Annotated in this window: 20 protein-coding genes, 2 tRNA genes, 3 rRNA genes and 4 pseudogenes; 24 read left to right on the top strand and 5 right to left on the bottom strand. The window is 65.8% G+C overall.

Translation table 11 applies throughout. The features are described 5' to 3' along the window. Nucleotides 1-13 precede the first annotated feature (13 nt). From ACODNG_RS08560 to ACODNG_RS08535, 6 genes and pseudogenes are all read left to right on the top strand, one after another. Entirely contained in the window at nucleotides 14-1,075 is a 1,062-nt protein-coding gene (locus ACODNG_RS08560) for a WD40/YVTN/BNR-like repeat-containing protein (protein WP_434520965.1), read from the top strand. After that, on the top strand, nucleotides 1,076-1,585 hold the full coding sequence (locus ACODNG_RS08555; protein WP_434520964.1) for a DoxX family protein: 510 nt from the start codon (nucleotides 1,076-1,078) through the stop codon (nucleotides 1,583-1,585). Nucleotides 1,586-1,788: 203 nt separating this feature from the next. Then, nucleotides 1,789-2,431 (top strand): annotated as a pseudogene (locus ACODNG_RS08550) (Era-like GTP-binding protein). Next, nucleotides 2,431-2,844: a DUF2073 domain-containing protein gene (locus tag ACODNG_RS08545; RefSeq protein WP_434520963.1), complete on the top strand. Its 414-nt coding sequence runs from the start codon at nucleotides 2,431-2,433 to the stop codon at nucleotides 2,842-2,844. The pseudogene ACODNG_RS08550 and the gene ACODNG_RS08545 overlap by 1 nt, the downstream one beginning before the upstream one ends. Then, nucleotides 2,845-3,537, top strand: a complete 693-nt coding sequence (locus ACODNG_RS08540) for an OapC/ArvC family zinc-ribbon domain-containing protein (protein WP_434520962.1) — start codon at nucleotides 2,845-2,847, stop codon at nucleotides 3,535-3,537. It begins immediately after the preceding gene. Nucleotides 3,538-3,840: 303 nt separating this feature from the next. Continuing rightward, nucleotides 3,841-5,022: an aspartate kinase gene (locus ACODNG_RS08535; RefSeq protein ID WP_434520961.1), complete on the top strand. Its 1,182-nt coding sequence runs from the start codon at nucleotides 3,841-3,843 to the stop codon at nucleotides 5,020-5,022. A gap of 18 nt (nucleotides 5,023-5,040) precedes the next feature. Here the strand turns inward: ACODNG_RS08535 and ACODNG_RS08530 are convergent. Beyond that, nucleotides 5,041-5,483: pseudogene (locus ACODNG_RS08530) on the bottom strand (hypothetical protein). 147 nt (nucleotides 5,484-5,630) lie between these two features. On the opposite strand from ACODNG_RS08530, the gene ACODNG_RS08525 reads away from it, so the two are divergent. Further along, nucleotides 5,631-5,720 carry a hypothetical protein gene (locus ACODNG_RS08525; protein WP_425544856.1) on the top strand — a complete coding sequence of 30 codons (90 nt, stop codon included), beginning with the start codon at nucleotides 5,631-5,633 and terminating at the stop codon, nucleotides 5,718-5,720. Further along, nucleotides 5,720-6,604, top strand: coding sequence for a DUF7089 family protein (locus ACODNG_RS08520; RefSeq protein ID WP_434520960.1), 885 nt, complete (start codon nucleotides 5,720-5,722; stop codon nucleotides 6,602-6,604). Before ACODNG_RS08525 ends, ACODNG_RS08520 begins: the two co-directional genes overlap by 1 nt. A gap of 34 nt (nucleotides 6,605-6,638) precedes the next feature. On the opposite strand, the gene ACODNG_RS08515 is transcribed toward ACODNG_RS08520, so the two are convergent. After that, nucleotides 6,639-7,217 (bottom strand): DUF7090 family protein, encoded by a 579-nt coding sequence (locus ACODNG_RS08515; RefSeq protein ID WP_434520959.1) that lies wholly within the window; start codon nucleotides 7,215-7,217, stop codon nucleotides 6,639-6,641. Between the two features lie 273 nt (nucleotides 7,218-7,490). Here ACODNG_RS08515 and ACODNG_RS08510 point away from each other — a divergent pair, with 273 nt between their 5' ends. Beyond that, nucleotides 7,491-8,063, top strand: coding sequence for a magnesium transporter (locus ACODNG_RS08510; RefSeq protein WP_434520958.1), 573 nt, complete (start codon nucleotides 7,491-7,493; stop codon nucleotides 8,061-8,063). Beyond that, nucleotides 8,060-8,635, top strand: a complete 576-nt coding sequence (locus ACODNG_RS08505) for a magnesium transporter (protein ID WP_434520957.1) — start codon at nucleotides 8,060-8,062, stop codon at nucleotides 8,633-8,635. The genes ACODNG_RS08510 and ACODNG_RS08505 overlap by 4 nt, the downstream gene beginning before the upstream one ends. 32 nt (nucleotides 8,636-8,667) lie before the next feature. On the opposite strand, the gene ACODNG_RS08500 is transcribed toward ACODNG_RS08505, so the two are convergent. Beyond that, complete coding sequence (locus ACODNG_RS08500; RefSeq protein ID WP_434520956.1) at nucleotides 8,668-9,111, bottom strand: DUF2391 domain-containing protein; 444 nt, start codon at nucleotides 9,109-9,111, stop codon at nucleotides 8,668-8,670. A 149-nt stretch (nucleotides 9,112-9,260) separates the two neighbouring features. Here ACODNG_RS08500 and ACODNG_RS08495 point away from each other — a divergent pair, with 149 nt between their 5' ends. From ACODNG_RS08495 to ACODNG_RS08485, 3 genes and pseudogenes are all read left to right on the top strand, one after another. After that, entirely contained in the window at nucleotides 9,261-9,938 is a 678-nt protein-coding gene (locus tag ACODNG_RS08495; protein WP_434520955.1) for a class I SAM-dependent methyltransferase, read from the top strand. Between the two features lie 54 nt (nucleotides 9,939-9,992). Then, a pseudogene (locus tag ACODNG_RS08490) lies at nucleotides 9,993-10,248 on the top strand (hypothetical protein). Between the two features lie 82 nt (nucleotides 10,249-10,330). Further along, nucleotides 10,331-13,025, top strand: a pseudogene (locus ACODNG_RS08485) (valine--tRNA ligase). Nucleotides 13,026-13,058: 33 nt separating this feature from the next. Here the strand turns inward: ACODNG_RS08485 and ACODNG_RS08480 are convergent. Together ACODNG_RS08480 and ACODNG_RS08475 are read right to left on the bottom strand one after the other, a co-directional pair. Continuing rightward, nucleotides 13,059-14,099, bottom strand: coding sequence for a quinone-dependent dihydroorotate dehydrogenase (locus tag ACODNG_RS08480; RefSeq protein WP_434523081.1), 1,041 nt, complete (start codon nucleotides 14,097-14,099; stop codon nucleotides 13,059-13,061). Between the two features lie 113 nt (nucleotides 14,100-14,212). Continuing rightward, nucleotides 14,213-14,416 carry a hypothetical protein gene (locus tag ACODNG_RS08475; RefSeq protein WP_210113749.1) on the bottom strand — a complete coding sequence of 68 codons (204 nt, stop codon included), beginning with the start codon at nucleotides 14,414-14,416 and terminating at the stop codon, nucleotides 14,213-14,215. A gap of 252 nt (nucleotides 14,417-14,668) precedes the next feature. Here ACODNG_RS08475 and ACODNG_RS08470 point away from each other — a divergent pair, with 252 nt between their 5' ends. From ACODNG_RS08470 to ACODNG_RS08420, 11 genes are all read left to right on the top strand, one after another. Then, a complete protein-coding gene (locus ACODNG_RS08470) occupies nucleotides 14,669-14,998 on the top strand; it encodes a non-histone chromosomal MC1 family protein (RefSeq protein WP_434520954.1) in 330 nt (109 codons plus the stop codon). A gap of 515 nt (nucleotides 14,999-15,513) precedes the next feature. Beyond that, nucleotides 15,514-16,986 (top strand): 16S ribosomal RNA (locus ACODNG_RS08465). Nucleotides 16,987-17,151: 165 nt separating this feature from the next. Continuing rightward, a tRNA-Gly gene (locus tag ACODNG_RS08460) sits at nucleotides 17,152-17,223 on the top strand. A 273-nt stretch (nucleotides 17,224-17,496) separates the two neighbouring features. Next, nucleotides 17,497-20,415 (top strand): 23S ribosomal RNA (locus tag ACODNG_RS08455). A 140-nt stretch (nucleotides 20,416-20,555) separates the two neighbouring features. Further along, nucleotides 20,556-20,677, top strand: a 5S ribosomal RNA gene (rrf, locus tag ACODNG_RS08450). The 16S, 23S and 5S rRNA genes sit together here with 2 tRNA genes alongside, the layout of an rRNA operon. A gap of 136 nt (nucleotides 20,678-20,813) precedes the next feature. Then, nucleotides 20,814-20,889: transfer RNA gene (locus ACODNG_RS08445), tRNA-Cys, on the top strand. A gap of 90 nt (nucleotides 20,890-20,979) precedes the next feature. Further along, nucleotides 20,980-21,819, top strand: coding sequence for a hypothetical protein (locus tag ACODNG_RS08440; RefSeq protein ID WP_434520953.1), 840 nt, complete (start codon nucleotides 20,980-20,982; stop codon nucleotides 21,817-21,819). Between the two features lie 59 nt (nucleotides 21,820-21,878). Continuing rightward, complete coding sequence (locus ACODNG_RS08435) at nucleotides 21,879-22,085, top strand: hypothetical protein (protein WP_434520952.1); 207 nt, start codon at nucleotides 21,879-21,881, stop codon at nucleotides 22,083-22,085. A 16-nt stretch (nucleotides 22,086-22,101) separates the two neighbouring features. Continuing rightward, complete coding sequence (locus ACODNG_RS08430) at nucleotides 22,102-23,478, top strand: HD domain-containing protein (protein WP_434520951.1); 1,377 nt, start codon at nucleotides 22,102-22,104, stop codon at nucleotides 23,476-23,478. Between the two features lie 96 nt (nucleotides 23,479-23,574). Beyond that, entirely contained in the window at nucleotides 23,575-24,189 is a 615-nt protein-coding gene (locus ACODNG_RS08425; RefSeq protein ID WP_434520950.1) for a VOC family protein, read from the top strand. Between the two features lies 1 nt (nucleotide 24,190). Then, on the top strand, nucleotides 24,191-24,907 hold the full coding sequence (locus ACODNG_RS08420) for an alpha/beta hydrolase (protein WP_434520949.1): 717 nt from the start codon (nucleotides 24,191-24,193) through the stop codon (nucleotides 24,905-24,907). Nucleotides 24,908-24,939 lie beyond the last annotated feature (32 nt).

Genomic DNA, 24,939 nt, shown 5'->3' with positions numbered 1-24,939 from the left:
CTGACACACGGATATGACACTGTTGATCGGGACAGATTCCGGTCTGTACCGAACCGACGACGTCCCCTTCGAGCGCGACGAACTCGACCCCGTCCTCGACTGCGGGGTCGTCACCGCGGTGAAGTCGTGGGATCACACCGAGGGCGTCTTCGTCGCGTCCTCGACGGGCGCGTACCGCTCGGTCGACGGCGGGGAGACCTGGACCGACCTGGAGGTCCCGCTCGGCGACCGCTTCTGGCACGCCGGGCAGAGCGAGGTGTGGTCGATCCTCGCGACCGCGGACGGCGCGCTGTACGCCGGCACCAACGACCCCTACGTCTTCCGCTCGGTCGACGGCGGGGAGACCTGGACCGAGCAGAAGGGGTTCCGCGAGCTCCCCTCCCGCGGCCACTGGGAGTCGCCGATCGACCCGCACTACGCCCGGCTCCGCGCGCTGGAAGCGGTCCCCGATCGCCCCGAGCACCTGATCGCCGGCGTCGAGGCCGGCGGGATCCACGTGAGCCGCGACGGCGGCCGCACGTGGTCCGACCGCCGGGACGCCATCGTGGACGACGTTCACCAGGTGCTCCCCATCTCGGAGGACGTGTGGCTGGCGGCGACCGGCTACCTCGACCACGACTTAGAGAACCTCGGTCTCGGCCACGCGGTCGGCGAGGGCGGCCTGTGGCGGACGACCGACGCGGGCGAGTCGTGGGACCGTCTCGACGCCGGCAGCGACTTCTCGTACATCCGCCGCGTGTTCGTCCACGACGGCCGGGTGATCTTCTGCGGCGGCGAGGAGGCGCCCCCGGCGTGGGTGAACGACGACCACGAGGTCGCCCTGTTCGAGTCGACGAACTTCGGCCGCGACTTCGAGCGCGTCTCCTTCCCCGGCGAACCCCACGAGATAATCGAGACGTGGGCAGTCCACGACGGCAACGTGGTCTGCGGCTCCGGCCTGTTCGACGTGCCCGACGAGCGCGACGACGTGGAGGGACGGATCATGCGGCGCGTCGACGGCGAGGGCGACGAGGGGTCGACCTACGAGACGGTCGGGCGCGTCGACGCGAACGTCAGCCGGATCGAGGTGGTCTGAATGGCGGACGAATCCGCGTCGGAATCAGATCCGGACCGGAGCAACGACGCCCCGTCCCTGCTCGGCCGATCGCTGTACGGCGGCGTCCTCGCGTACATGGCCGTCGACGGCTTCAAGAACAACGACAAGCGCGTCGCCGTCGCCGAGGAGAAGGGCGTCCCGATGCCCGACCTCCTCGTCCCGTTCGTCACCGGGATGCTGTTCGTCGCCAACCTCGGTATCGTCCTCTGGCGGCTCCCGCGGGCGGCCGCGGGCGCGCTCGTCGTCTTCTTCCTCGGGACGACGCCTGCGATCCACGACTTCTGGACGATGGAGGGGAAACAGCGCCACGGCAACAAGATCAACTTCCTGAAGAACCTCGCGCTGCTCGGCGGCGCGATCGTCTTCCTCGACGCCGCGAGCGGAGACAGCGGGGAGGGCGGGGGAGGCGGGGAGGGTAGGGGAGCCGGGAGCGACGGGGAGAGCGGGGGAGCCGGGAGCGACGGGGAACACGGAAGCGACGAGGAGTAACCCCGACGCCCCGATCCCTTTTTCCCCCGAATTTCGGGTTCGTCTGCCGCCGACACTCCGGATCGGCGGTGTCTGACGCAGTTCTTAAGTGACCACGGCGAGGACCCTACCGTAATTCCCCGAACGGGCGTCGAGCGTCGGATCGAACGGCGTCGCGGAAACGAACGCGGTGTTCGGGAAAACCACACGGACTGGAGGTCAGGATGGGACTGCTCACGAATCTCAGAGACAGCATATCGCGGGTCACAGACGGCCTGTTCGCGGCCGACGAGCCCAAGCGGATCGGGATCTACGGACCGCCGAACGCCGGTAAAACGACCCTCGCAAACCGGATCGCACGCGACTGGACGGGTGACGCCGTCGGCCCAGAGAGCCACATCCCCCACGAGACTCGCCGGGCCCGCCGGAAGGAGGGCGTGGAGATCGAACGCAACGGGCGGACGGTCACCATCGACATCGTCGACACCCCCGGGGTGACGACGAAGGTCGACTACAAGGAGTTCTTAGACCACGACATGGAGAAGGACGACGCCGTCCGCCGGTCGCGCGAGGCGACCGAGGGCGTCGCGGAGGCGATGCGACTGGCTCCGCGAGGACGTCGACGGCGTCATCTACGTGCTCGACTCCACGACGGACCCGTTCACGCAGGTGAACACGATGCTGATCGGGATCATCGAGTCGCAGGACCTGCCCGCGCTCATCCTCGCGAACAAGACGGACCTGCCCGGGTCGGACGTCCAGCAGATCGCGAACGCCTTCCCGCAACACGAGACGATTCCGCTGTCCGCGTTGGAGGGTGACAACATGGACGAAGTGTACACCAAGATAGCGGAGTACTTCGGCTGATGCCCGGCCCGAAAGCCAACGTCGACGCCGCGGACGACCCGGACGACGCCGACGACGGCGTCCGGATCGACATGATAAGCGGCGCGCGGATGGAGGGGCTCACGAGCATGGAGAAGATCCGGCTCATCCTCGACGGCGTCCGCGACGGCAACATCGTCATCCTCGAGGAGGGGCTCTCTCCGGACGAGGAGTCCCGGCTCATCGAGGTGACGATGACCGAGATCAGCCCCGACGACTTCACCGGCATCGAGATAGAGACGTACCCGAAGGCCGAGGCGGGCGATCAGAGCTTCCTCGACAAGCTGATGGGCCGCGAGTCGACCCAGAAGCTCACGGTGATCGGCCCGGCGAACCGCATCGAGACACTCCACAAAGACGAGAACCTCATCAGCACGCTCGTCTCCCGCAAGTAGATGCCCCACCAGTGTACCTCCTGCGGGCGGACGTTCCCCGACGGCTCCAAGGAGATGCTGTCGGGCTGTCCCGACTGCGGCGGGAACAAGTTCCAGTTCAAGCCCGCCGGCGCGACCGAGGACGCCGGCTCCGGCGGCGAGACCGGTCAGGCGTCCGGGTCCGCCGCTGACCCGTCCGGCTCCGCCGCCGACACGTCCGACCGGACGCCGCCGGTTCCGGACGATCAGCCGGCCCCGGACGATCAGCCGGTCCCGGACGACGGCGCCGCCGACCCGACTCCGGGCACTCCCGCGGACGCGACCCCGGCGGACTCGCCGCCGAGCGACGCGCCCGCGAGCGCCGAACCGTCGCCCGAAACCGATGGCACGGAACAGATCGCGGACCGGAGCGACGAGGACACCGCGCAGGCGAGCGCGCGCTCCGAGGTGGTGTCGCCGGACGAGCTCGACCGCGCGAGCCGCGACGTTGACCCCGCCGAGCCGCCGCCGGCCGAGGAGGAGCCCCAGCCGGGCATCGACGCGCTCCGCGACGAGCTCAACGACCAGTTCGAGAGCATCCGCATCGTCAGTCCCGGGCAGTACGAGCTGAACCTGATGGAGCTGTACGACCGACAGGAGTACATCATCTCCCTCCAGGAGGACGGCCGGTACGTCATCGAGATGCCCGACGCGTGGGGCATCCAAGACGAGTAGCGGCCTTCCCGTCCTCCAGCACCCGTCCTCTCCCCCGGCCTGACCGCCGGCTGCTGATCCCGGTGATCGTCCGTTCCGTTTTCGCCGCCGTGCGCCCGTCTCTTCGAGCGGTTCGGCGGTTCGGGCGACCCTTGTCGAAGAAGGTACTGTTATCCGGCTTCCTCCGCTACGGAGTCGCATGTTTACCGATCGCTTCCGCCGACCGGGCCGGGACTCCGGTCTCGGTCCGGGCCGCGCCGTCTCGTTCTCGCCCCGTCGACCGACCGGGGATCGACTTCCCCGGTCCCTTAGCGAGGGATCCGTATGCGCGTAGTCGCGAAGTTCGGCGGCACGAGCCTCGGGAGCGGCGACCGGATCGAGCGCGCCGCCGACTCGGTCGCGAGCGCAGTCGCGGCCGGCCACGAGATAGCCGTCGTCGCGAGCGCGATGGGGTCGACCACCGACGAACTGCTCGACGACATCACCTTCGAGACGGACGACGCCGACCGCGCGGAGATCGTCTCGATGGGCGAGCGCACCAGCGTCCGGATGCTGAAGGCCGCGCTGTCGGTCCGGGACGTCGACGCCGTCTTCCTCGAACCCGGCCACCCGGACTGGCCCGTGGTCACGGACGAGCGCGGCGAGGTCGACGTCGCGGAGACGAAGCGGCGAGCGCGGAAGATCGCGGAGCGACTCGACGGCGTCGTCCCGATCATCACCGGGTTCCTCGCCGAGGATCACGAGGGTAACGTCACCACGCTCGGGCGCGGCGGCTCCGACACGACCGCCGTGATGCTCGGCAACTATATGGACGCCGACGAGGTCGTGATCGTCACCGACGTGGAGGGCGTGATGACCGGCGACCCGCGGGTGGTCGAGGGCGCGCGCAACGTCGGCCAGATCACCGTCGACGAGCTGCGGAACCTATCCTTCCGCGGCGCCGAGGTGGTCGCGCCCTCCGCGCTCTCGTACAAGGACGAGGGACTCGACGTCCGCGTCGTCCACTATCAGCACGGCGACCTCCTCCGGGGGGGCACCCGGATCGAAGGCGAGTTCGAGAGCCTGATCGACATGCGCGAGGAGCCACTCGCGTGTCTCACCATCGCGGGCCGAGCGATCCGCAACCGACCGGGGATCCTCTCGGAGCTGTCGAACGCGCTCCGCGCCGAGGAGATCAACATCGACGCGGTCGCCTCCGGGATGGACTCGGTCACCTTCTACGTCGACGTCGACGTCGCCGAGACCGCCGAGGCGCTGCTCCACGAGTCCGTCGTCACCGACGAGGCGCTCTCCTCCGTCACCGTCGCCGACCCCATCGCCGTGATCCGCGTCACGGGCGGTGAGCTCCCCAACCAGTCGGGCGTCATCCAGGACATCATTGCGCCCATCGCGGACGCCGGCATCAACATCATCGACCTGATCACGAGCGCCACCTCCGTCGCGGTGTTCGTCGACTGGGACGACCGCGAGGAGGCGCTCGAAATCGTTCAGGGCCGCTTCGACTGACCGAAGCGCCCCCGGCTCTCAGTCGCTCTCGTCCGGGTCGAACCGGTACCGCGTCGTCGACGCGCCGTCGATCCGCGGGCCGGAGCCGACCGCCTCGAACCCGACAGTCTCGGCCGCGTCGTCCGCGGTCCCGTCGGTCGGGAGCACGGCCTCGACGCTCATTCCCTCCCGGGCCGCGAACCGTACCGGCTCCTCGAACAGCCGCCGGACCGCGTCTGGGTTCCCCTCGACGTTGGTCACGTGGACGACCCCGTCGCGGGCGTCGAACGCGACGAACCCGCCGACCGCGTCGGCGGGGGTGTCGGCCCCCCGTCGTCGGCACTCTCCGCGGACGCGACTTCGGCAGTCGTTGCGACGCGCACCGACCGGTCGTGGATCATGTCGCGGACCACGCCGCGGGGGCGCCCCGTCATCGACGCCAGGGCCGCGGCGTCGGTCTCGACCGCGTCGCGAACTCGCATACCTCCGCACTCTCGTCCGGCGACATAAAATCGCCGCCGCTCAGTCGCTGCCCAGTCGCCGCACCCGACAGGGTTCCGCGCGCGACCGGCGCCGCACGGTTGGCGCGGACCGGTTGATTTTAACGACCGGCGGACGCAGGGACGACCATGTCCAAATCAACCAAGATCGTGGTCGGCACGGTCGGCGTCTCGGCCGTCCTCTCGGTGCTCATCATCCTCTCGTACGTCCTCGGCTGATGTTCTCGACCCGGTCGCTCGACGACGACCTCGCGGCGGTCCGCGACCGGTACGCGCCGGGGTCGCCCGTCCTCGACGTCGAGTCGGACTTCGAGACGCTCCCCCCGGCCGCCGCGGAGGATCTGGGTCTCTTCGCCGACGCGCTCGATCCCGCGTCGTACCCGGCCGAGTGGCTCCCGGCGGAAGTACCCGATCTGCTCCGAAAGCACGCCGGCCCGGCGTTCACCGTCGGGCTTCCCGGCGACGGGACGGTCGTCCGGACCGCACAGACCGACCCGCCGGCCGTCCTCGTCAAGCGGCGTGCGGAGGGGACCCCCGACGACTTCCTCGCCTTCCTCGTCGCCGAGCGCCTGGTCCAGATCGGCTGCGAGCCGGCTTCAGGGGCCGTCGGTGGCGGTGACGCCGCGAACGGCAACAACTCTCCCGGTCTTCCCGAGTCGTTCCTCCCGTTCTTCGGCGAGCGCTACCGCGACCTCGACGCGGCGATCCGCCGCCCGGACCCGGAGACCGGGGCGTCGACGACCGGGTTCGGTCCCACCGACGTCTTCCAGGTCGCGAACGCGCTGTTCGACGCGTGGGTCGGTCTCCACACCCGCGACGAGTTCGCGTCGTGGGACGGGGAGTTCCCCCGCCTGTTCGACGCGTGGGTCGACGCGGGCGACCGGCTCGCCGGTCGGCTCGGGGATCTCTCCGGCGAGGTCGCGCGCGGCGACAGCGACTTCTCCGACGCGACGGAGTACGCCTGCTCGGCGGTCAAACACGAACTCGACCTCCCGGCGCCGTACGGCGCGCTCGACACGGTCGCGTACCGGGAGCGCGGGGCGCCCTACGCCGTCGCGTGGGCGGAGAAGACGTTCGCGGCGCTCGTCGACGACGAGGAGTAGGGAGCCTCAGGGCGGGCCGCGGCGGGCCCCCGCCTCAGACGTCGACGACGACGTTCCCTTCGCCGTCGAGGTCGATGACGCCGTCGAACAGTTCGCGGAACCGGTCGAGCGTCGCGACCTCGTGGACCTCCTCGGAGAGGTGGAAGATGCCGACCGCGTCGTGCTCGTCCAGGAGGGCGAGGATCTCGGCGGCGGCGTCGTACACCGCGTCGTCGTCGGCGTAGTAGGCCATCTCGGTGAGCGAGTCGACCGAGACGCGTCGCTTCCCCTCGTTCTCGGTGAGGAACCGCTCCACGCGGTCGACGACGCCGTCGAGGTCGTCGGGCGCGGAGACGTAGTAGACGTCGTCGGCGGTGCGCCGCGAGTAGCCGCGCTCGACGGAGAGCGTGTCGAGGATGGTCGCCTTCGTCTCGTCGACGTCGTAGTACTCCAGTTTCTGTTCGACCTCGCGGGCGGTGGTCCGGGTCGAGACGACGAGGAACGCGTCGGTGTCGGTCTTTAAGAAGTCGGTGTCGATCCGGTCGGTCTCGCCGATGCTCGGGTGGACGAGCAGGAGTCCGGTCCCGCCCGGTATCGTTTCCGGCCCGTTCTCGACGGCGAGGGAGTAGTCCATGGGATCGGAACTCGCCGGATCGACTTAACGGTGCGGGCCGGACGCGTCCGAGACCGTCGGACGCGGGCGGGTCGATCGCCCGCGTTCGGTCGCCGCTCGCCCGCGTTCGGTCGCCGCTCGTCCCGTTCGGTCGCTGCTCGCCCGCAGTCGTTCGGAACTCCCCGGCGTTTCGTCTGGAGATTGTGACACGCACGCGACGCCGATCCGCACCCCGGTGACGGCCGTCCCTCGCGGCGGTCGGTTTTTTTGCCCCGCCCGCCGTCGGTGCGTTCGATGCCCGGGCACGACTCCGCGCGCGACATCTACCGGCAGGCGCTCCCGGTGATCGCGGTCAGTCTGATCGCCGGGCTGTTCGCGGGGACGATACTCGCCTCCGAGACCATGCGCGCCAACATCGCGGAGGTCCCCGGACTGCTCCTGTTGTTGCCGGCGTTTCTCGCCACTCGCGGCGGGGTGTACGGCTCGCTCGGCGCGCGGCTCTCGACGGGGCTGCATCAGGGGATCATCGAGCCGCGGTTCCGGCTGGACCGGCGGCTCACGAACGCGATCGTTGCGTCCTTTCTCAACGGAATGACCGTCTCGGTGTTCATCGCAGTCGTCACCTACCTCACGCTCGTCCTGTTCGGCGACGGCGGGAGCCTGTTCCAGCTCGTCGGCGTGATGGCCGTCGCCGGCTTCCTCTCGGCGGTGCTGATGATCACGGTGCTAATCTCAGTCATCTTCGTCGGCTACCGGCGCGGGCTGGACCCCGACAACGTCATCGGGCCGGTCGTCACGACGCTCGGCGACGTGTTCGGCGTGTTCTTCCTCCTCGTCGGGGTCGCCGTCGTGGGGGCGGTGTCGTGACCGACCCCGAATCGACGGTGATCGACGAGTGGTCGATCTGGCGGATCGTCCGCACGATGATCCCGCTTTTGGCCGCGCTGTCGGTGTTACAGCTCGTCTCCGGGACCGTCTTGAAGACGTACGAGGAGATCCTCCTGCGGTACCCGGCGCTTCTCGTCTTAGTCCCGGTCCAGATCGGGACGGCCGGCAACCTCGCGTCGATCACCTGCTCGCGGCTCACGACCCAGCTGTACCTGGGGACCTACGAGTTCAGTCCGTCGAACCCCGCCCTCCGAGCCAACGCGGGCGCGGTGTTCGGACTCGCGGCGACCGTCTTCGGCGCCGTGGGCGTCGCCGCGTGGGCCATCGGACTCGCGCTCGGCGGGTCGCTCGCGCTCGGCCGCGTCCTGCTGATATCGCTCGTCTCCGGGCTGTGTCTCGCGGTCCTCGTGGTCGTCGCCAGCGTCGCCGCGGTCGAGATCTCCTATCGGGTCGGACTCAACCCCGACGACACGACGATCCCCGTGGTGACGAACCTCTGTGACATCGCCGGGGTGTTGATCCTCTTCGCGGTCGTCTCGGTCGTGCTGTGAGGACGGTCCGCGAGAGTCCGGAAACCTCCCGCTCAGAACACGCTGTCGGCGGTCGCCGCGCCGACGACGCTGAACACCGCGCCGACCGTGACCGCCTTGAGCGTCGTCGCCCACAGCTCCCTCCCGACGACCCCCTCCTCGATGAGGAACGTGTCGGGCGCGTCGAACAGCACCGCGAGCAGGAGCACGGAGCCGAACGCGACGATCATCAGCGAGAGGAACCGGGCGGGGACGCCGGCTATCTCCTGTTCGCCGTCCGGGTCGCGGTCGGTGTCGGCGCGGTAGAGCGCGGCGTAGCCGATCAGGGCGACGATCCCGGCGGTCGCAACGCCCTGAATCCAGTGGATGCCGGCCGCCAGCACCCACACCTCCTCGGTGACGACGAACGGTCCCGCGAGCAGGAACCCGCCGACGGCCTGCTGGGCAGAGTCCGCCAGCCGGAACGTCGGACGGCGGAGCGACTTCGGCCGCTTCATACCACGTCCACGCGCCGGCGGCGAATAAAACGTCCCCGCTTCGCGGTCGGCGCGGCGGATTTGGGAACTCGACGCCGCGACGGACTCCCCCTCCGTTCGAGCCGCCCCGCTCCGAACGCATTTTCACCCGTCCGCCCGTCGACTCCCCTATGAGCGTTCGCGAGGAGTTCGACGAGTGGGCGGCGACGGGAAAGGACCGCGGCATGGAAGACCGCCACTGGCACACCGCGAAACACGTCTTAGCGCGGATGCCGGTTGAGGCGGGCGACGCCGTCCTCGATCTGGGCACCGGCTCCGGCTACGCGCTCCGCGCGCTCCGCGAGCGCGGCATCGGGCGCGGCTACGGTCTCGACGGCGCCCCGGAGATGGCCCGCAACGCCCGCGAGTACACCGACGACGACGCGGTCGGCTTCACCGTCGGTGACTTCGACTCTCTCCCCTTCGCCGACGACTCCCTCGACCACGTGTTCTCGATGGAGGCCTTTTATTACGCGAGTGATCCGGTCCACACGCTCGAAGAGGTCCGGCGCGTGCTGCGCCCCGGCGGCACCTTCTACTGCGCCGTCAACTTCTTCGAAGAGAGCGAGACGAGCCACGAGTGGCAAGAGTACATCTCGGTGGACATGACCCTGTGGTCGCGCGCCGAGTACCGCGAGGCGTTCCGCGAGGCCGGGTTGTACGTCGCCGAGCAGGACGCGATTCCGGACCGGGAGGTCGAGATTCCGGACGCCGACGAGTTCCCGACCGAGGACTACGAGACGCGCGAAGCGATGGTCGACCGCTACCGCACGTGGGGAACGCTGTTGACGGTCGGCGTCGCTCCCTGATCTGCCCACGGTCCGACCGTCCTTTTTAAGCGTCGCAGGCACCCATCGCCGCGTATGACCACGGTCTGGCTCGTCGACCGACAGTTCGACTCGAAGGGACTCGTCCGGCTCACCTACGCCACCGAGGACGGCGAGCGGATGCAGCACGAAGGAGTTGGCCGAACAGCGGCTCGTCACCGGCGACGGGATCACCGCCGGCCGCGAGGTGGAGGAGACCGCGCTCGGCGAGAGTCCGGACGACGAAATCGAGCGGTTCGCGGCGGAGGCGTCGAAGATGGCGGCCGAACACGACCTCGACGACCGCGTCTGATCGCGGTCGGCCGCCCCGTCGTGCGCCTCTGCCCCGCACAACCGAGTCCGTTAAGGGGGAACCGGCGGAACGTGTGACCGAAATGCCCAGTGGTGAGTACGACCCCGACGCCGTCGAGCCGCGCTGGCAGCGGCGCTGGGTCGACGAGGAGACGTACGCCTACCCCGACGACGACCCGGTCGACCCGAACACCGTCTTCTCCATCGACACGCCCCCGCCGACGGTGTCGGGGAGCCTCCACATGGGCCACCTGTACGGGTTCACCCTCCAGGACTTCGTCGCGCGCTTCGAGCGGATGAACGGCGGCGAGACGTTCTTCCCGTTCGGCTACGACGACAACGGCATCGCCTCCGAGCGCCTGACGGAGGACGAGCTCGACATCCGCCATCAGGAGTTCGAGCGCCGTGAGTTCCAGGCGAAGTGCCGCGAGGTCTGCGCCGACTACGAGGAGCAGTTCACCGAGAACGTGCAGTCGCTCGGGGTCTCCGTCGACTGGGACCACACCTACCAGACCATCGAGCCGCGGGTCCAGCGCGTCTCGCAGCTTTCGTTCGTCGACCTCTACGACCAGGGCCGCGAGTACCGCGAGAAGGCGCCCGCGATCTGGTGTCCGGAGTGCGAGACCGCCATCTCGCAGGTCGAGACCGAGGACGACGAGCAGGGGAGCCACTTCAACGACATCGCCTTCACCGTCGCCGGGAGCGAGGGCGGTGACGGCGGCGACGCCGAGGAGTTCGTCATCTCGACGACGCGCCCCGAACTCCTCCCGGCCTGCGTCGCCGTCTTCGTCCACCCCGACGACGACGAGAACCAACACTTGGTCGGCGAGTCCGCCGAGGTCCCGCTGTTCGGCCACGAGGTGCCGATCATCGCCGACGAGCGCGTCGACACCGACACCGGCTCCGGCATCGTGATGTGCTGTACGTTCGGCGACCAGAACGACATCGAGTGGTACCAGGTCCATGACTTGGACCTCCGGGTCGCCATCGACGAGTCCGGTCACATGACCGACGTCGCCGAGGAGTACGAGGGGCTACACTCTTCGGAGGCCGGCGAGGCCATCGTCGATGACCTCGACGAGGCGGGCGCGCTGCTCGACCGCCGCGACATCACCCACACGGTCAACGTCCACGAGCGCTGCGGGACGAGCGTCGAGTTCCTCGTCACCGAGCAGTGGTACGTCGAGATGCTCGACAAGACCGACGAGTACCTCGAGGTCGGCCGGGAGATGGAGTGGTCGCCCGAGAAGATGTTCACTCGGTACGAGCACTGGGTCGAGGGACTCCAGTGGGACTGGCTCATCTCCCGCCAGCGCTCCTCCGGCATCCCGTTCCCCGTGTGGTACTGCGACGACTGCGGCGAGGTCGTCGTCGCCGACAAGGCCGACCTGCCCGTCGACCCGCTCTCCGACGATCCGCCGGTCGACGCCTGCCCCGAGTGCGGGCACGAGGAGTTCGAACCGGAGGACGACGTGCTCGACACGTGGGCCACCTCCAGTCTCACCCCCCTCATCAACGCCGGCTGGGACTGGGACGAGGAGGCCGAAGAGTTCACGATGGAGCACCCGGAGCTGTACCGGTTCGATCTCCGCCCGCAGGGCCACGACATCATCAGCTTCTGGCTGTTCCACACGCTCGTCAAGTGCTACGAGCACACCGGCGAGGTCCCGTTCGAGGAGACGATGATCAACGGGCACGTCCTCGACGAGAACCGCGAGAAGATGTCGAAGTCCGTCGGCAACGTCGTCGAGCCGGAGGCCGTCCTCGAGGAGTTCCCGGTCGACGCCACGCGCTACTGGGCCGCCGGCACCGCCGTCGGCGACGACTTCCCGTTCAAGGAGAAGGACCTGCGCGCGGGCGAGAAACTGATCCGGAAGCTGTGGAACGCCTCGAAGCTGGTCGAGTCGCTCGCGCCGGAGCCGTTCCCGACAGAGCCAGAAGACGGACTCCGCGAGCTCGACCGCTGGCTGCTCGCCGAGCTCGACGCCGAGGTCGAGCGGCTCACCGGCCTGCTCGAGGACCGCGCGTTCTCGAAGGCGCGGGACCAGCTCCGGAGCTTCTTCTGGAACACGTTCTGTGACGACTACCTCGAGATCGCCAAACAGCGCGAGGACGACGCGGCGGCGTACACGCTCCGGACCGCGCACCGCCGGTTCCTGAAGCTGTTCGCGCCCCTCCTCGCGCACGTCTCCGAGGAGCTATGGCACGACATGTACGCGGACGCCGTGGCCGACGCACCCGCCGGCACCTCCGACGCCGAGGGGGCCGCCCTCGCCGACGGCGCGGGCGATTCTATCCACCTCGCGGACTGGCCCGAGTCGCTGGGGGTCGAGGCCGACCGCGACGCCGGGACCGCCGCGACGGCCGTCGTCGGCGCGCTCCGGAAGTACAAAAGCGAGAACCAGCTCCCGCTCACCGCCGCGCTCGACGCGGTCGAGGTGTACGCCGACGTGCGCGGCTTCGAGGACGACATCACCGGCGTGATCCAGCGTCGACGACCTCTCGGTCCACCCCGACGGCGACGCGCCCGTCGAAACGGTGATCACGGGTATCGACCTCGATTACGCCACCGTGGGACCGAAGTACGGCGACCAGGTCGGTGACATCGAGGCGGCGCTCGCGCAGGGCGAGTACGAACTCGACGGCGACGAACTCCGCGTCGCGGGCGTCACGCTCGTCGGCGACGAGTTCGCGGTCGAAGAGGAGCGGCAGTATCAGGGCGAGGGCGAGCTGCTTCAGGCGGACGGCGTCGTCGTCATCGTCCGCAACGACGCGTAGGCTTCCCCGCTCTTCCGTCCGGCTCCGGCTCGGTCACAGGTCCGCCCCGATGGCGTCTTCCACCGAGTCGAACCCGTCCCGTTCGAGCAGTTCGAGAACCCCCTCGTTGATGTCGCGCGCGAGTCCCGGCCCCTCGTAGACGAGTCCGGTGTACAGCTGGACCAGCGAGGCGCCCGCCCGTATCTTCTCGTAGGCGCCCGCGGCGTCGGAGACTCCCCCTACGCCGATCACCGGAACGTCGGTGCGTTCCGCGACGAACCGAACCCGCTCCGTCGCGATCGATTCGATCGGCTTCCCGGAGAGACCGCCCCGTTCGGCCCGGTTGTGGCTCCGCAGCGAGTCCGGCCGCGACGTGGTCGTGTTGGTCGCGATGACGCCGTCGAGGTCGAGTTCGTCGACGACCCCGAGCGCGTCCGTGACGGCCGGCTCCGGCAGGTCCGGCGAGAGCTTCACGAGAAGCGGATCAGCGCCGGCGTCGTCGAGCGTTCCGAGGATACGCTCCAGGGCGGCGCGGTCCTGGAGCTCGCGGAGTCCGGGCGTGTTGGGGCTGGAGACGTTGACCACGAAGTAGTCGCCCGCGTCCGCGACGCGCTCGTACGTGTACAGGTAGTCGTCCGGGGCGTCGGCGAGCGGCGTCGACTTCGATTTCCCGATGTTGATCCCGACCGGTACGTCCGGCAGCGGGTCGCGGTCGAGCCGTCTCCCGACCCGGTCCGCGCCCTCGTTGTTGAACCCCATCCGGTTGACGAGCGCCTCGTCCTCCGGGAGTCGGAACAGTCTCGGCCGGGGATTCCCGGGTTGGCGCTCGGCGGTGACCCCACCGATTTCGACGTGCCCGAATCCGAGCGAGGCCAGCGCTCGCGGGACGTGAGCGTTCTTGTCGAAGCCGGCGGCGACGCCCACGGGGTTCGGGAACGCCGATCCGAACGCGTCGACCGCGAGCCGCTCGTCGTCGACGGCGTATCGATCGGCGAGCGCGGCGGCGACCGGCGTTCCTTGGACGCCGCTGAGCAGTCGATGAATCAGTCCGTGTGCGGTCTCCGCCGGAAGCCGGAACAGCGCCGGCTTCAACAGAATCGTACGCGCCCATCGTCTGAGTCTCGTCACGAGCGACAATCAATCCGCCGACCGCGGTCCGCGCCGCGGTCGCTCGGCGGCGAAGCTACGGCGAACTCCCGCGATCCGCGTCAGAAGTCGTGTTCGAGTTGCTCAGGGTTGGCGTCCGCCTTCTGAATGATTATCTTGCCGTCTCGGACCCGGACGAACACCTCGTCGCCGATGTCCATGCCGGCGACGGCGAGCTCGTCTTCGTGGAGGTTCACGTGGACGTTGTGATACTCCCCCTCGTCGTCCTTGGCGCCACTGGGGCTGAGCTTCTTTTTGCGGACCATCGCGGGTGTGCTTGTCGCAGTTCGCCATAGCAGACACATAAGTGTTGTTTACCGATACTACCCCTCACTCGTCGTCTCGCACGCCGTCGACATCCCGCGAACCCGCGCCGGATCCGAACGTCGTTCCTCTCACGTCGGGCCCGAAACCGCTACCAGCGACCGAGGTAGTATATAAATATTGTGCCGGACAGCTTTCATTTTCCCGATATATTTATTACACACTATGTGCTGGAGTCACACGGAGGCAAAACCATGGTACGTGAAGACGGTAAGCGAAACTTTGCCCTTCGAGAGGAAGACGGCTCGGAACCGAGCGAGTTCTCGGGAAATATGCCGCGTCAGGCGGCACTCAAAGCGGCTCGAACGCTTGAGCCGGCTCCTTCGGAGGAGGAGGCGCAGCGAACGACGCTCCGCCTCCGCGAAAAGGGGACCCGAAAGGTCCACGAGTACGAAGGCTGGGCTTGGAAGGACAGTGCCCCGGAAGTCGACGAGGCGGACGACGACTTCTGGCTCAACGACCTCAGCGATATCACGAAAGCCAACGTCTCAAAGCAGGGTATCGAGTACCTCGACGAGGAGTAGTTCCCATCCGAACGCTCCGGTTCCAATCTCTCGTTTTCGGTGCGAGTCGAGCAGAACGTCTCGGGCTTGATCACTGCGTCGGCGCAGAGATGCCATCTCAGACAAACGGTCTCCGATTCGGTTCGATCCGGTCGGTTGTCCGCTTCTTCTCGGCATGAAACCGCATGACGTGGCGGAGATGGTTCGACGGGGTTAAATACAACCGGGGCATTTGAAGAAATGCGAAGAACGCATCGCGGACTCGGGCCGTTCAACCCGGCCCGGTTTCGCTGGACCCGAACTAGTCGATGGGTTTATGACCCGTCGAACAGTACGTTCAGGTCCGCGAAGGATGAGGATCGCGCCCCCTGCGCTCCGGCGTAAGCGGCGATCTGATGTGAGCCGTGGTCGTTCGGTGCCATCCAAGCCGCTGGTTGGACCCGGACACCACACAGACCAATGCAATGGTGTGTCAACACTACGTTGACACCCGCCAACACCCCCTTCGAGCCGGGAATCAGGCTCGAAGGATATTCATTCCGGTTGATCCTGCCGGAGGCCATTGCTATTGGGATCCGATTTAGCCATGCTAGTCGCACGAGTTCAGACTCGTGGCGAATAGCTCAGTAACACGTGGCCAAACTACCCTTCGGAACACAATACCCTCGGGAAACTGAGGCTAATAGTGTATACCATACCACCACTGGAATGAGTGGTATGCCAAACGCTCCGGCGCCGAAGGATGTGGCTGCGGCCGATTAGGTAGACGGTGGGGTAACGGCCCACCGTGCCAATAATCGGTATGGGTCATGAGAGTGAGAACCCAGAGACGGAATCTGAGACAAGATTCCGGGCCCTACGGGGCGCAGCAGGCGCGAAACCTTTACACTCCACGACAGTGCGATAGGGGGATCCCAGAATCCACAGGCATAGCGCCTGTGCTTTTCGGTACCGTAAGGTGGTACCAGAATAAGGGCTGGGCAAGACCGGTGCCAGCCGCCGCGGTAATACCGGCAGCCCAAGTGATGGCCGATCTTATTGGGCCTAAAGCGTCCGTAGCTGGCCGCGCAAGTCCATCGGGAAATCCACCTGCTCAACAGGTGGGCGCCCGGTAGAAACTGCGTGGCTTGGGACCGGAAGGCGCGACGGGTACGTCCGGGGTAGGAGTGAAATCCCGTAATCCTGGACGGACCGCCGATGGCGAAAGCACGTCGCGAGAACGGATCCGACAGTGAGGGACGAAAGCCAGGGTCTCGAACCGGATTAGATACCCGGGTAGTCCTGGCCGTAAACAATGTCTGCTAGGTGTGGCTCCCACTACGAGTGGGTGCTGTGCCGTAGGGAAGCCGCTAAGCAGACCGCCTGGGAAGTACGTCCGCAAGGATGAAACTTAAAGGAATTGGCGGGGGAGCACTACAACCGGAGGAGCCTGCGGTTTAATTGGACTCAACGCCGGACATCTCACCAGCATCGACTGTAATAATGACGACCAGGTTGATGACCTTGTCCGAGTTTCAGAGAGGAGGTCCATGGCCGCCGTCAGCTCGTACCGTGAGGCGTCCTGTTAAGTCAGGCAACGAGCGAGACCCGCATCCTTACTTGCCAGCAGTACCGCGAGGTAGCTGGGGACAGTCGGGAGACCGCCGTGGCTAACACGGAGGAAGGAACGGGCAACGGTAGGTCAGTATGCCCCGAATGTGCTGGGCAACACGCGGGCTACAATGGTCGAGACAAAGGGTTCCAACTCCGAAAGGAGACGGTAATCTCAGAAACTCAATCGTAGTTCGGATTGTGGGCTGCAACTCGCCCACATGAAGCTGGATTCGGTAGTAATCGCGTGTCACAAGCGCGCGGTGAATACGTCCCTGCTCCTTCGCACACACCGCCCGTCAAAGCACCCGAGTGAGGTCCGGATGAGGCGTTCCACGAACGTCGAATCTGGGCTTCGGCAAGGGGGCTTAAGTCGTAACAAGGTAGCCGTAGGGGAATCTGCGGCTCGATCACCTCCACCGACCCGAGACTCGCCCTCTGGGCGAGCTCACCTTACGACCGTCTTTTCAGACGGTCACTACTCATTCGCATTGGCCTGTGTCCGTCCGCCCACCACCGGCTTGGACACCGCAGAACGACCACGGCCCACACAACACATACCAGACCTTCCCACCAGGGAAGGTGGGCTCATAGCTCAGCGGTAGAGTGCCTCCCTTCCAAGGAGGATGCCCTGGGTTCGAATCCCAGTGAGTCCATGTCCGTTCGAAGCGAATCCGTCCCCTTAAGTGGGAGACGCGACTCGATTCGAACACGACGACCGATCCGCCCATCCCGGGAAACCGCGGATGGGAAGGGTTCGACGAACGCCCCGTCACACCCGGGGCGATTCAATGACAACCGTGTATACGTGCAATCCAGACGTCCACTGAACTCATCCGAGTTCGTGGAACGTCAGTGAACCATATACAGTCGGGTGACACTATGTCACTTGACACCGTCAGCACTCTCCTCTGGAGAGTTGGCTGACACGCTACTGGCTACTGTGCCAGCTGGTGAATGGCTCGGCTCGAGAGCCGACGAAGGACGTGCCAAGCTGCGAAAAGCTCATGGGACCCGCATGGAGGGAAAGAACATGGAATCTCCGAATCGGAATCCGTTTTACAATTGCCACGCGCAATAGGGAACTCCCTGAATTGAAACATCTCAGTAAGGGAAGGAAAAGAACGCAACCGCGATGTCGTCAGTAACCGCGAGTAAACGCGACACAGCCCAAACCGAAGGTCTTCGGACCAATGTGGTGTTCGGGTTGACAACCAAGACGCGACACTCTCTCAGAAGTCTCCTGGAACGGAGCGTGAAACAGGGTGACAACCCCGTATGAGAGAACAGTACCGTCGGCGTCAATACCAGAGTAGCAGGGGTCGGATATCCTCTGTGAACAACTCAGGCATCCCCTGAGAAGGCTAAACACTCCTCGAGACCGATAGCGAACAAGTAGCGTGAGCGAACGCTGAAAAGCACCCCGAAAAGGGCGGTGCAATAGGGCCTGAAATCAGCTGGCGATCGAGCGACAGGGCGTACAAGGCGTCTCTCAAAACGACCGAGAAGCGATTCTCTAGTAGGAAGAGAGACGAGCCGGCGTCGTGTCGTGCGTTTTGAAAAACGACCCAGGGAGTGCGCTTGATTGGCGAGTCTAACCCGTGAACCGGGGAAGGCGCAGGGAAACCGATACGGCCGCAGCACATTCGTGTGAGGGCCACCGTGTTCAAGCGCGGGGAGTCAATTGGGTGCGACCCGAAACCAGGCGATCTACGCGCGAGCAAGGTGAAGCGTGGCGAAAGCCACGTGGAGGCCTGTTAGAGTTGGTGTTCTACAATACCCTCTCGTGACTCGTGTGTAGGGGTGAAAGGCCCATCGAGCCTGGCAACAGCTGGTTCCAACCGAAACATGTCGAAGCATGACCTCTTCCGAGGTAGCCCGCGGGGTAGAGCTACCGATTGGATGACCCGCCTCCGAGAGGAGTCGGCCATCCTGTCGAACTCCAAACCCGCAGGCGCTGTAGACGAAGGGAGTCCGGTGCGCGGGGTAAGCCTGTGTACCGTGAGGGGAACAACCCAGAGCCGGGTTAAGGTCCCAAAGTGTAGATTAAGTGCGATTCGAAGGTGGTCTCAAGCCCTAAACAGCCGGGAGGTGAGCTTAGAAGCAGCTACCCGCTAAGAAAAGCGTAACAGCTTACCGGCCGAGGTTTGAGGCGCCCAAAATGATCGGGGCTCAAATCTACCACCGAGACCTGGCCGTGCCCTTGACAGGGGCAACCGCGTAGGTTGGCGTACTGGTCGGACGGAAGCCCGGGCGAGAGCTCGTGTGGACCGTCCAGTAACGACAATCCTGGTCACAGTAGCAGCGATAGTCGGGTGAGAACCTCGACGGCCTGAAGAGCAAGGGTTCCTCGGCACTGCCGTTCAGCCGAGGGTTAGCCGGTCCTAAGGTGTACCACAACTTGACTACACCGACGGGAAGCTGGTTAATATTCCAGCGCCATTATGCAGTAAACGCCGACGCCGTGTGGAACGCTGAGCCGGGCACTCGCCCGGTCAAATCGTGGAAACTCGTGGACGCCGTCACGGCACGAAGCGAGCGAAGCGCGAAATAGCGAAAGTCAGCCGTACATAGGGCCCGTGAAAAGGCAAGCATAATGTCCGTACCGAGATCCGACACAGGTGCTCTGGCAGCGCAAGCCAAGGCCTGTCGGGAGAACCGACGTTAGGGAATTCGGCAAGTTAGTCCCGTACCTTCGGAAGAAGGGATGCCTGCTCTCTGAGGAGCAGGTCGCAGTGACTCGGGCGCTCCGACTGTCTAGTAACAACACAGGTGACCGCAAATCCGCAAGGACTCGTACGGTCACTGAATCCTGCCCAGTGCGGGTATCTGAACACCTCGTACAAGAGGACGAAGGACCCGTCAACGGCGGGGGTAACTATGACCCTCTTAAGGTAGCGTAGTACCTTGCCGCTTCAGTAGCGGCTTGCCATGAATGGATAAACGAGAGCGCCACTGTCCCAACGTTGGACCCGGTGAACTGTACGTTCCAGTGCGGAGTCTGGAGACCCCCAAGGGGAAGCGAAGACCCTATAGAGCTTTACTGCAGGCTGTCGCTGAGACGTGGTCGCCGATGTGCAGCATAGGTAGAAGACATTACACAGGTACGTGCGCTAGCACGCCACCGAGTCAACATTGAAATACTACCCGTCGGTGACTGCGACTCTCACTCCGGGAGGAGTACACCGGTAGCCGGGCAGTTTGACTGGGGCGGTACGCGCTCGAAAAGATATCGAGCGCGCCCGAAGATCATCTCAGCCGGGTCGGGAATCCGGCGAAGAGCGCAAGAGCACAAGATGGTCTGACAGTGTTCTTCCCAACGAGGAACGCTGACGCGAAAGCGTGGTCTAGCGAACCTACGAGGTTCCGGAATGGGACCCGTAGATGACAGAAAAGCTACCTTAGGGATAACAGAGTCGTCACTCGCAAGAGCACATATCGACCGAGTGGCTTGCTACCTCGATGTCGGTTCCCTCCATCCTGCCCGTGCAGACGCGGGCAAGGGTGAGGTTGTTCGCCTATTAAAGGAGGTCGTGAGCTGGGTTTAGACCGTCGTGAGACAGGTCGGCTGCTATCTATTGGGGGTGTGAGGTACCTGACGTGAACGAACGTATAGTACGAGAGGAACTACGTTTGGTCGCCACTGGTGTATCGGTTGTCCGGAAGGGCAGATGCCGAGTAGCCACGCGACACGGGGTAAGAGCTGAACGCATCTAAGCTCGAAACCCACATGGAAAAGAGGTACCACAGAGGTCACTCGTAGAAGACGAGTTCGATAGACTCGGGGTGTACGCACCGAGGCAACGAGGTGTTAAGCCCACGAGAACTAACAGACCGAGCCACATTCATTGGCGCTGACGCGCCACGACTCGCATGAGTTCAGGCGGTAACTGGATCGCACGATATACACGGTTGGTACCGAACCAGACCGACACAGGCGTCTCTCGCCCGGAAGAGAGAGTCTCGGTTCGAATCCGAGAGTCGGCATAAAGGCGGCCAAAGCGGTAGGGAAACACCCGTACCCATTCCGAACACGGAAGTTAAGCCTACCAGCGTATCGTGAAGTACTGGAGTGAGCGATCCTCTGGGAACCACGAGTCGCCGCCTGTCCACTCATACGGGAGGTATCCTCCCAAACACAGCCCACGGACGCTCCGTCCGTGGGCTTTTTTCATGTCCAAAGCGGGCGCGCCGTCCCACACGCGACCGCTAAGCTTAAACGCTCGACAGCGGTACGTCCGATTGCGCCAAGGTGGCAGAGTCCGGTCAGACGCAGCGGCCTGCAGAGCCGCCCAACGCCGGTTCAAATCCGGCCCTTGGCTTTTGTTTCTGCTCGGGATTCGATCCCGGATTGGTCTCGCGAACTGACCCGCTTAGTAACCGTTAAACACCGGGTGACCCATGCGTGAACTATGCAACGACGCGCTGTAGCCGTGTTCGTCGCGCTGTTCCTCGCCATCGCTGGCGTGGCGGGTGCGCTGACCGCGACGGCCGATAGTCCGGAGATAGCGCTGGAGAACCCGGAGGTTGATGTCTCTCAGGGTGACTCAATTCCCGTCGACGACGAATCGTACGTCGTGACCGACATCTCGGAAAGCGAGAACGATGAGGGCCAGATGATCATTTCCGGCACGCTTGAGCGCAACTTCACGGCGGAGGCGTCCGAAACGTGGACGAACGGGTCGACGGTCTCGGTCGGCGACCGTGACTGGCGTGTCGAGATCGCCGGCGAGAACGCCACCGAGTTCACGCTCGTCGAGGTGCTCGACCGGCAGGCGATCCTCGAGGCCGACGACACGGCCGAAAACGAGACGGTGACGCTCGACGACGGTGAGTACGTCGCGGTGACAGATGACTCCGGCGAGCGGACGCTGGTGCCCGTCGACGAGTACTTCCCCGCGCCCGAGGAACGCTCGGTCGCGACGGGTGAGACGCTCGAATACAACGGGCAGACGGTTACGGTCGACGAGGTGACGGCCGACGGCGCCGTGCTCGTGTGGGAGACCACCGAGACGGAGACGATCGAAGTGGCTCAACAGTCGACGGTGACGCTCGGCGACACGGACTACATCGCGCACTTCCCCGACGCCTCGACGCTTCGGATGTCGACGGATATCGAGGCGTACGAGGCACAGGTCGCTGAGATAGACCGGTTTGATCAGTACAACAGCGGTCTCTCGCGCGTGCTCATCCTCTCGGTTCTGTCGTCGATCATGCTCGCCGGAATGGCGTTCATTCCGTCGCGGTACTGATCGGCGGTCGCCCGGCTTTCCACCGACAGCCACTACTCGGCGGGACCACTACTGCGGACATGGCTTCGATGCCGGAGAAGGTGCGACAGCTCGCTCCCCACTGGGCGGTGATGTTCGTCGCCGTGTTCGTCGCGTTGGCGGTCGTCGATAGCGCTCTCGGTGGTCTCGGATTTGTGGCATCGATGGCGCTTGTGCTGGCTATCGCTTTCGGCTACCCGTTCGTCGTTCGGGCGCTCGGCGTCGCACCGCCTATCTGGCGGCAGTGACCGCATCCACCCGCATATGACTACACAGATCAAAGACCCCGTCCACGGATACATCGAACTCGCCGATCCGGTCGTCGATCGCGTGATCGACACGTCGGCGTTTCAGCGGCTTCGGTACGTCAAACAGCTCTCGGCGACGCATCTCGTCTATCCGGCGGCCAATCACACGCGGTTCGAACACAGCCTCGGCGTCTACCACCTCGGTCGTCGCGTCTTCGACAACCTCCGAGAGGAGCCGTACTTCACCCGAGAGACGTCGCCGGAGACGTTAGACGAGATCCAGTCCACGCTGGAGTGTGCGTGTCTGCTCCACGACGTGGGTCATCCCCCGTTTTCGCACGTTTGTGAACGGTTCCTCGATCCGGAGGAGCTTCGGGACCGACTCGCCGCGCGCGGCTTCGTCGCGTCGCTCCGGGAGGCCGGACTTGGCGAAACCCCGATTCGCGAGGCAAGTCCGCACGAACTTCTGGGTTGCGTGTTGATACTCGACCGCTTCGGTGACGCGCTCCGGTCGCTGTCGGTTGACCCGGAGGAGGTGTGCGCGTACGTCCTGGGATACAGTTTGGTGTACGAACGCGGAGGACCGTGGCAGCACGGACTCGGCGCGCAGCTGCTCCACTCGCCGGTCGACGTCGACCGCCTCGACTACATCACCCGGGACAACTGGATGACGGGCGCGAACGTGTTGAACTTCGACACCGACCGCATGGTCGACGCCTACACGGCCCACCCCGACGAGGGGCTCGCACTCTCGGAGAAGGCGCTCTCGACGCTCGGAAACTACCTCGAGGGCCGGATCGCGCTGTACATGTGGGTGACGCAACACCACAAGTCGGTGTACGCGAACGCGCTGCTCCGCAATCTCACCGAGCGGGCGGCCGCGCTGACGGGCGACCCGCCGGTGACGGTGGACGGTATCCTCGACGAGGAGATCGACGACAACACGGTCGCCGAGCGGCTGCGCCGACTCGCGCGGGACCGACCGGACACCACGTTCGCGACGCTGTACGACCGGTACCGCTCGCGGCGGTTCCCGACGACCTGCTGGAAACACCGGATCGCTTACGCGGACCGGATCGATGTCGACCGCGAGGCGTTCGGCGAGTGGCTCGTTTCGGGGGACGACCGCCTCGAACGCGAGCTTGCGGACGAACTGGGCGTTCCGGTTCACGACGTGTGGATCGAGCGGTCGTACGTCCCCGAGTACGAGCCCTCGGAGCTGGCCGACATTCCGATCGCGTACGGCGGGACGACGCGGTCGGCCGGCGACTGGGGGCTGTACGGCGAGCGCGCGTTCGACAGCCCCATCCCCTTCGTCTACGTCCCTGACGGGGAGCGCAAGCGCGCGACCCGGTGGCTCGTCGACCGGTTCCGCGCGGAGTACGGCGGCTGAACGCGCCGACCGAGGTCGGAACCGATAACATCGGTGTCAGCCGGGCACGCTCCCGTCCCGTTCGCTTTTATACGGATCGGTCGCCTCCGTACTGGTATGAGCGACGAGAACCCGGCTCCGGTCACGTCGGAGCGTCCGGACGCACCGTTCCACACCAGCGGCACCGATCACATCACTGTCTGGGGGAGCAACGAGGAGGACACGCTCGCGTTCTACCGCGATCTGCTCGGGATGCCGCTCGTGTTGCGGCAGCCGAACCTCGACGACCCCTCGCAGACGCATCTCTTCTTCGACACCGGCGACGGTCGGATCCTTACCGTGTTCGTGAGCGACGAGCGGGCGTCCGCGCGCGGGCAGCGCGTCAACACGGGCGCCGTCCACCACCTGTGTTTCAGCGTCGAGCCGGACGAGTACGAGGACATCATGGCCGCGCTCGAAGAGGCGGGGAAGGGGTACAACGTGTTCGACCGCGGCATCTTCCACTCGATTTACACCCAGGACAACAACGGACTCGTCATCGAGCTGTCGGCCGACAAGTACGAGATTCCCGACGACCGCAAGGGCGAGGTGCTCGCGACCGCGCAGCGGCTCCGCGAGGAGGATGGGGCCGACTTCGCGCAGGACCGGCACATGGAGGGCGCCCTCGAAGAGCTGGGTCTCCCGGTGAACAAACACGATCTCCCCGACGCCGACGCCGGCGTGGGGGTCTGAGATGGCCGGCCGGTCTCCGGGGTCGCACGCGGGCGACGACCCGCACGGCGACGAGCCGCTGGTCACGGCCGGAACGCCGCTCGACGACGCCGACGCGGCGCTCGTGCTCGTTCACGGCCGCGGCGCGACCGCCCGCAGCGTCGTCGATCTTGGCGAGCAGCTCGCCGGCGACGTCGCGGTCGCCCTGTTGGCACCGGCGGCCGCGGGCAACACCTGGTACCCGAACTCGTTCCTCTCGCCGGTCGCGGACAACGAGCCGGGGCGGACCTCCGGACTCCGGGCGGTCGGCGGTGCGGTCGACCGCGCGGTCGACGCCGGGATCGCTCGCGATCGCGTCCTCGTCGGTGGCTTCTCGCAGGGCGCCTGTCTCGCGAGCGAGTTCGTCGCCCGGAACCCGACCCGGTACGGCGGACTCGCCGTCTTCAGCGGCGGGCTGATCGGGGAGTCGATCGACGTCGACGACTACCTCGCGGACGCGACCGCCGACGAGGGGAAGAGGTCGACGGACGGCGACGCGGGTCCCCTCGCCGGCACGCCCGCGTTCGTCGGCTGTAGCGACGCCGACCCGCACATTCCTGAAGAGCGGGTCCACGAGACGACCGCGGTGCTGGAGGCGCTCGGCGCCGACGTGGACGAGCGGATCTACGACGGGATGGGCCACGGGATCAACGACGACGAGGTCGCGGCGGTGTCGGCGATGGTCGCGGACCTCGCGTAAGCCCTCACGCCGTCGGAAAACCGGAACCATCG

This window comes from Halorubrum sp. AS12, from assembly GCF_051122765.1.
Classification (GTDB): Archaea; Halobacteriota; Halobacteria; order Halobacteriales; family Haloferacaceae; genus Halorubrum; species Halorubrum trapanicum.
This window is presented reverse-complemented; position numbering and strand designations above follow the sequence as displayed.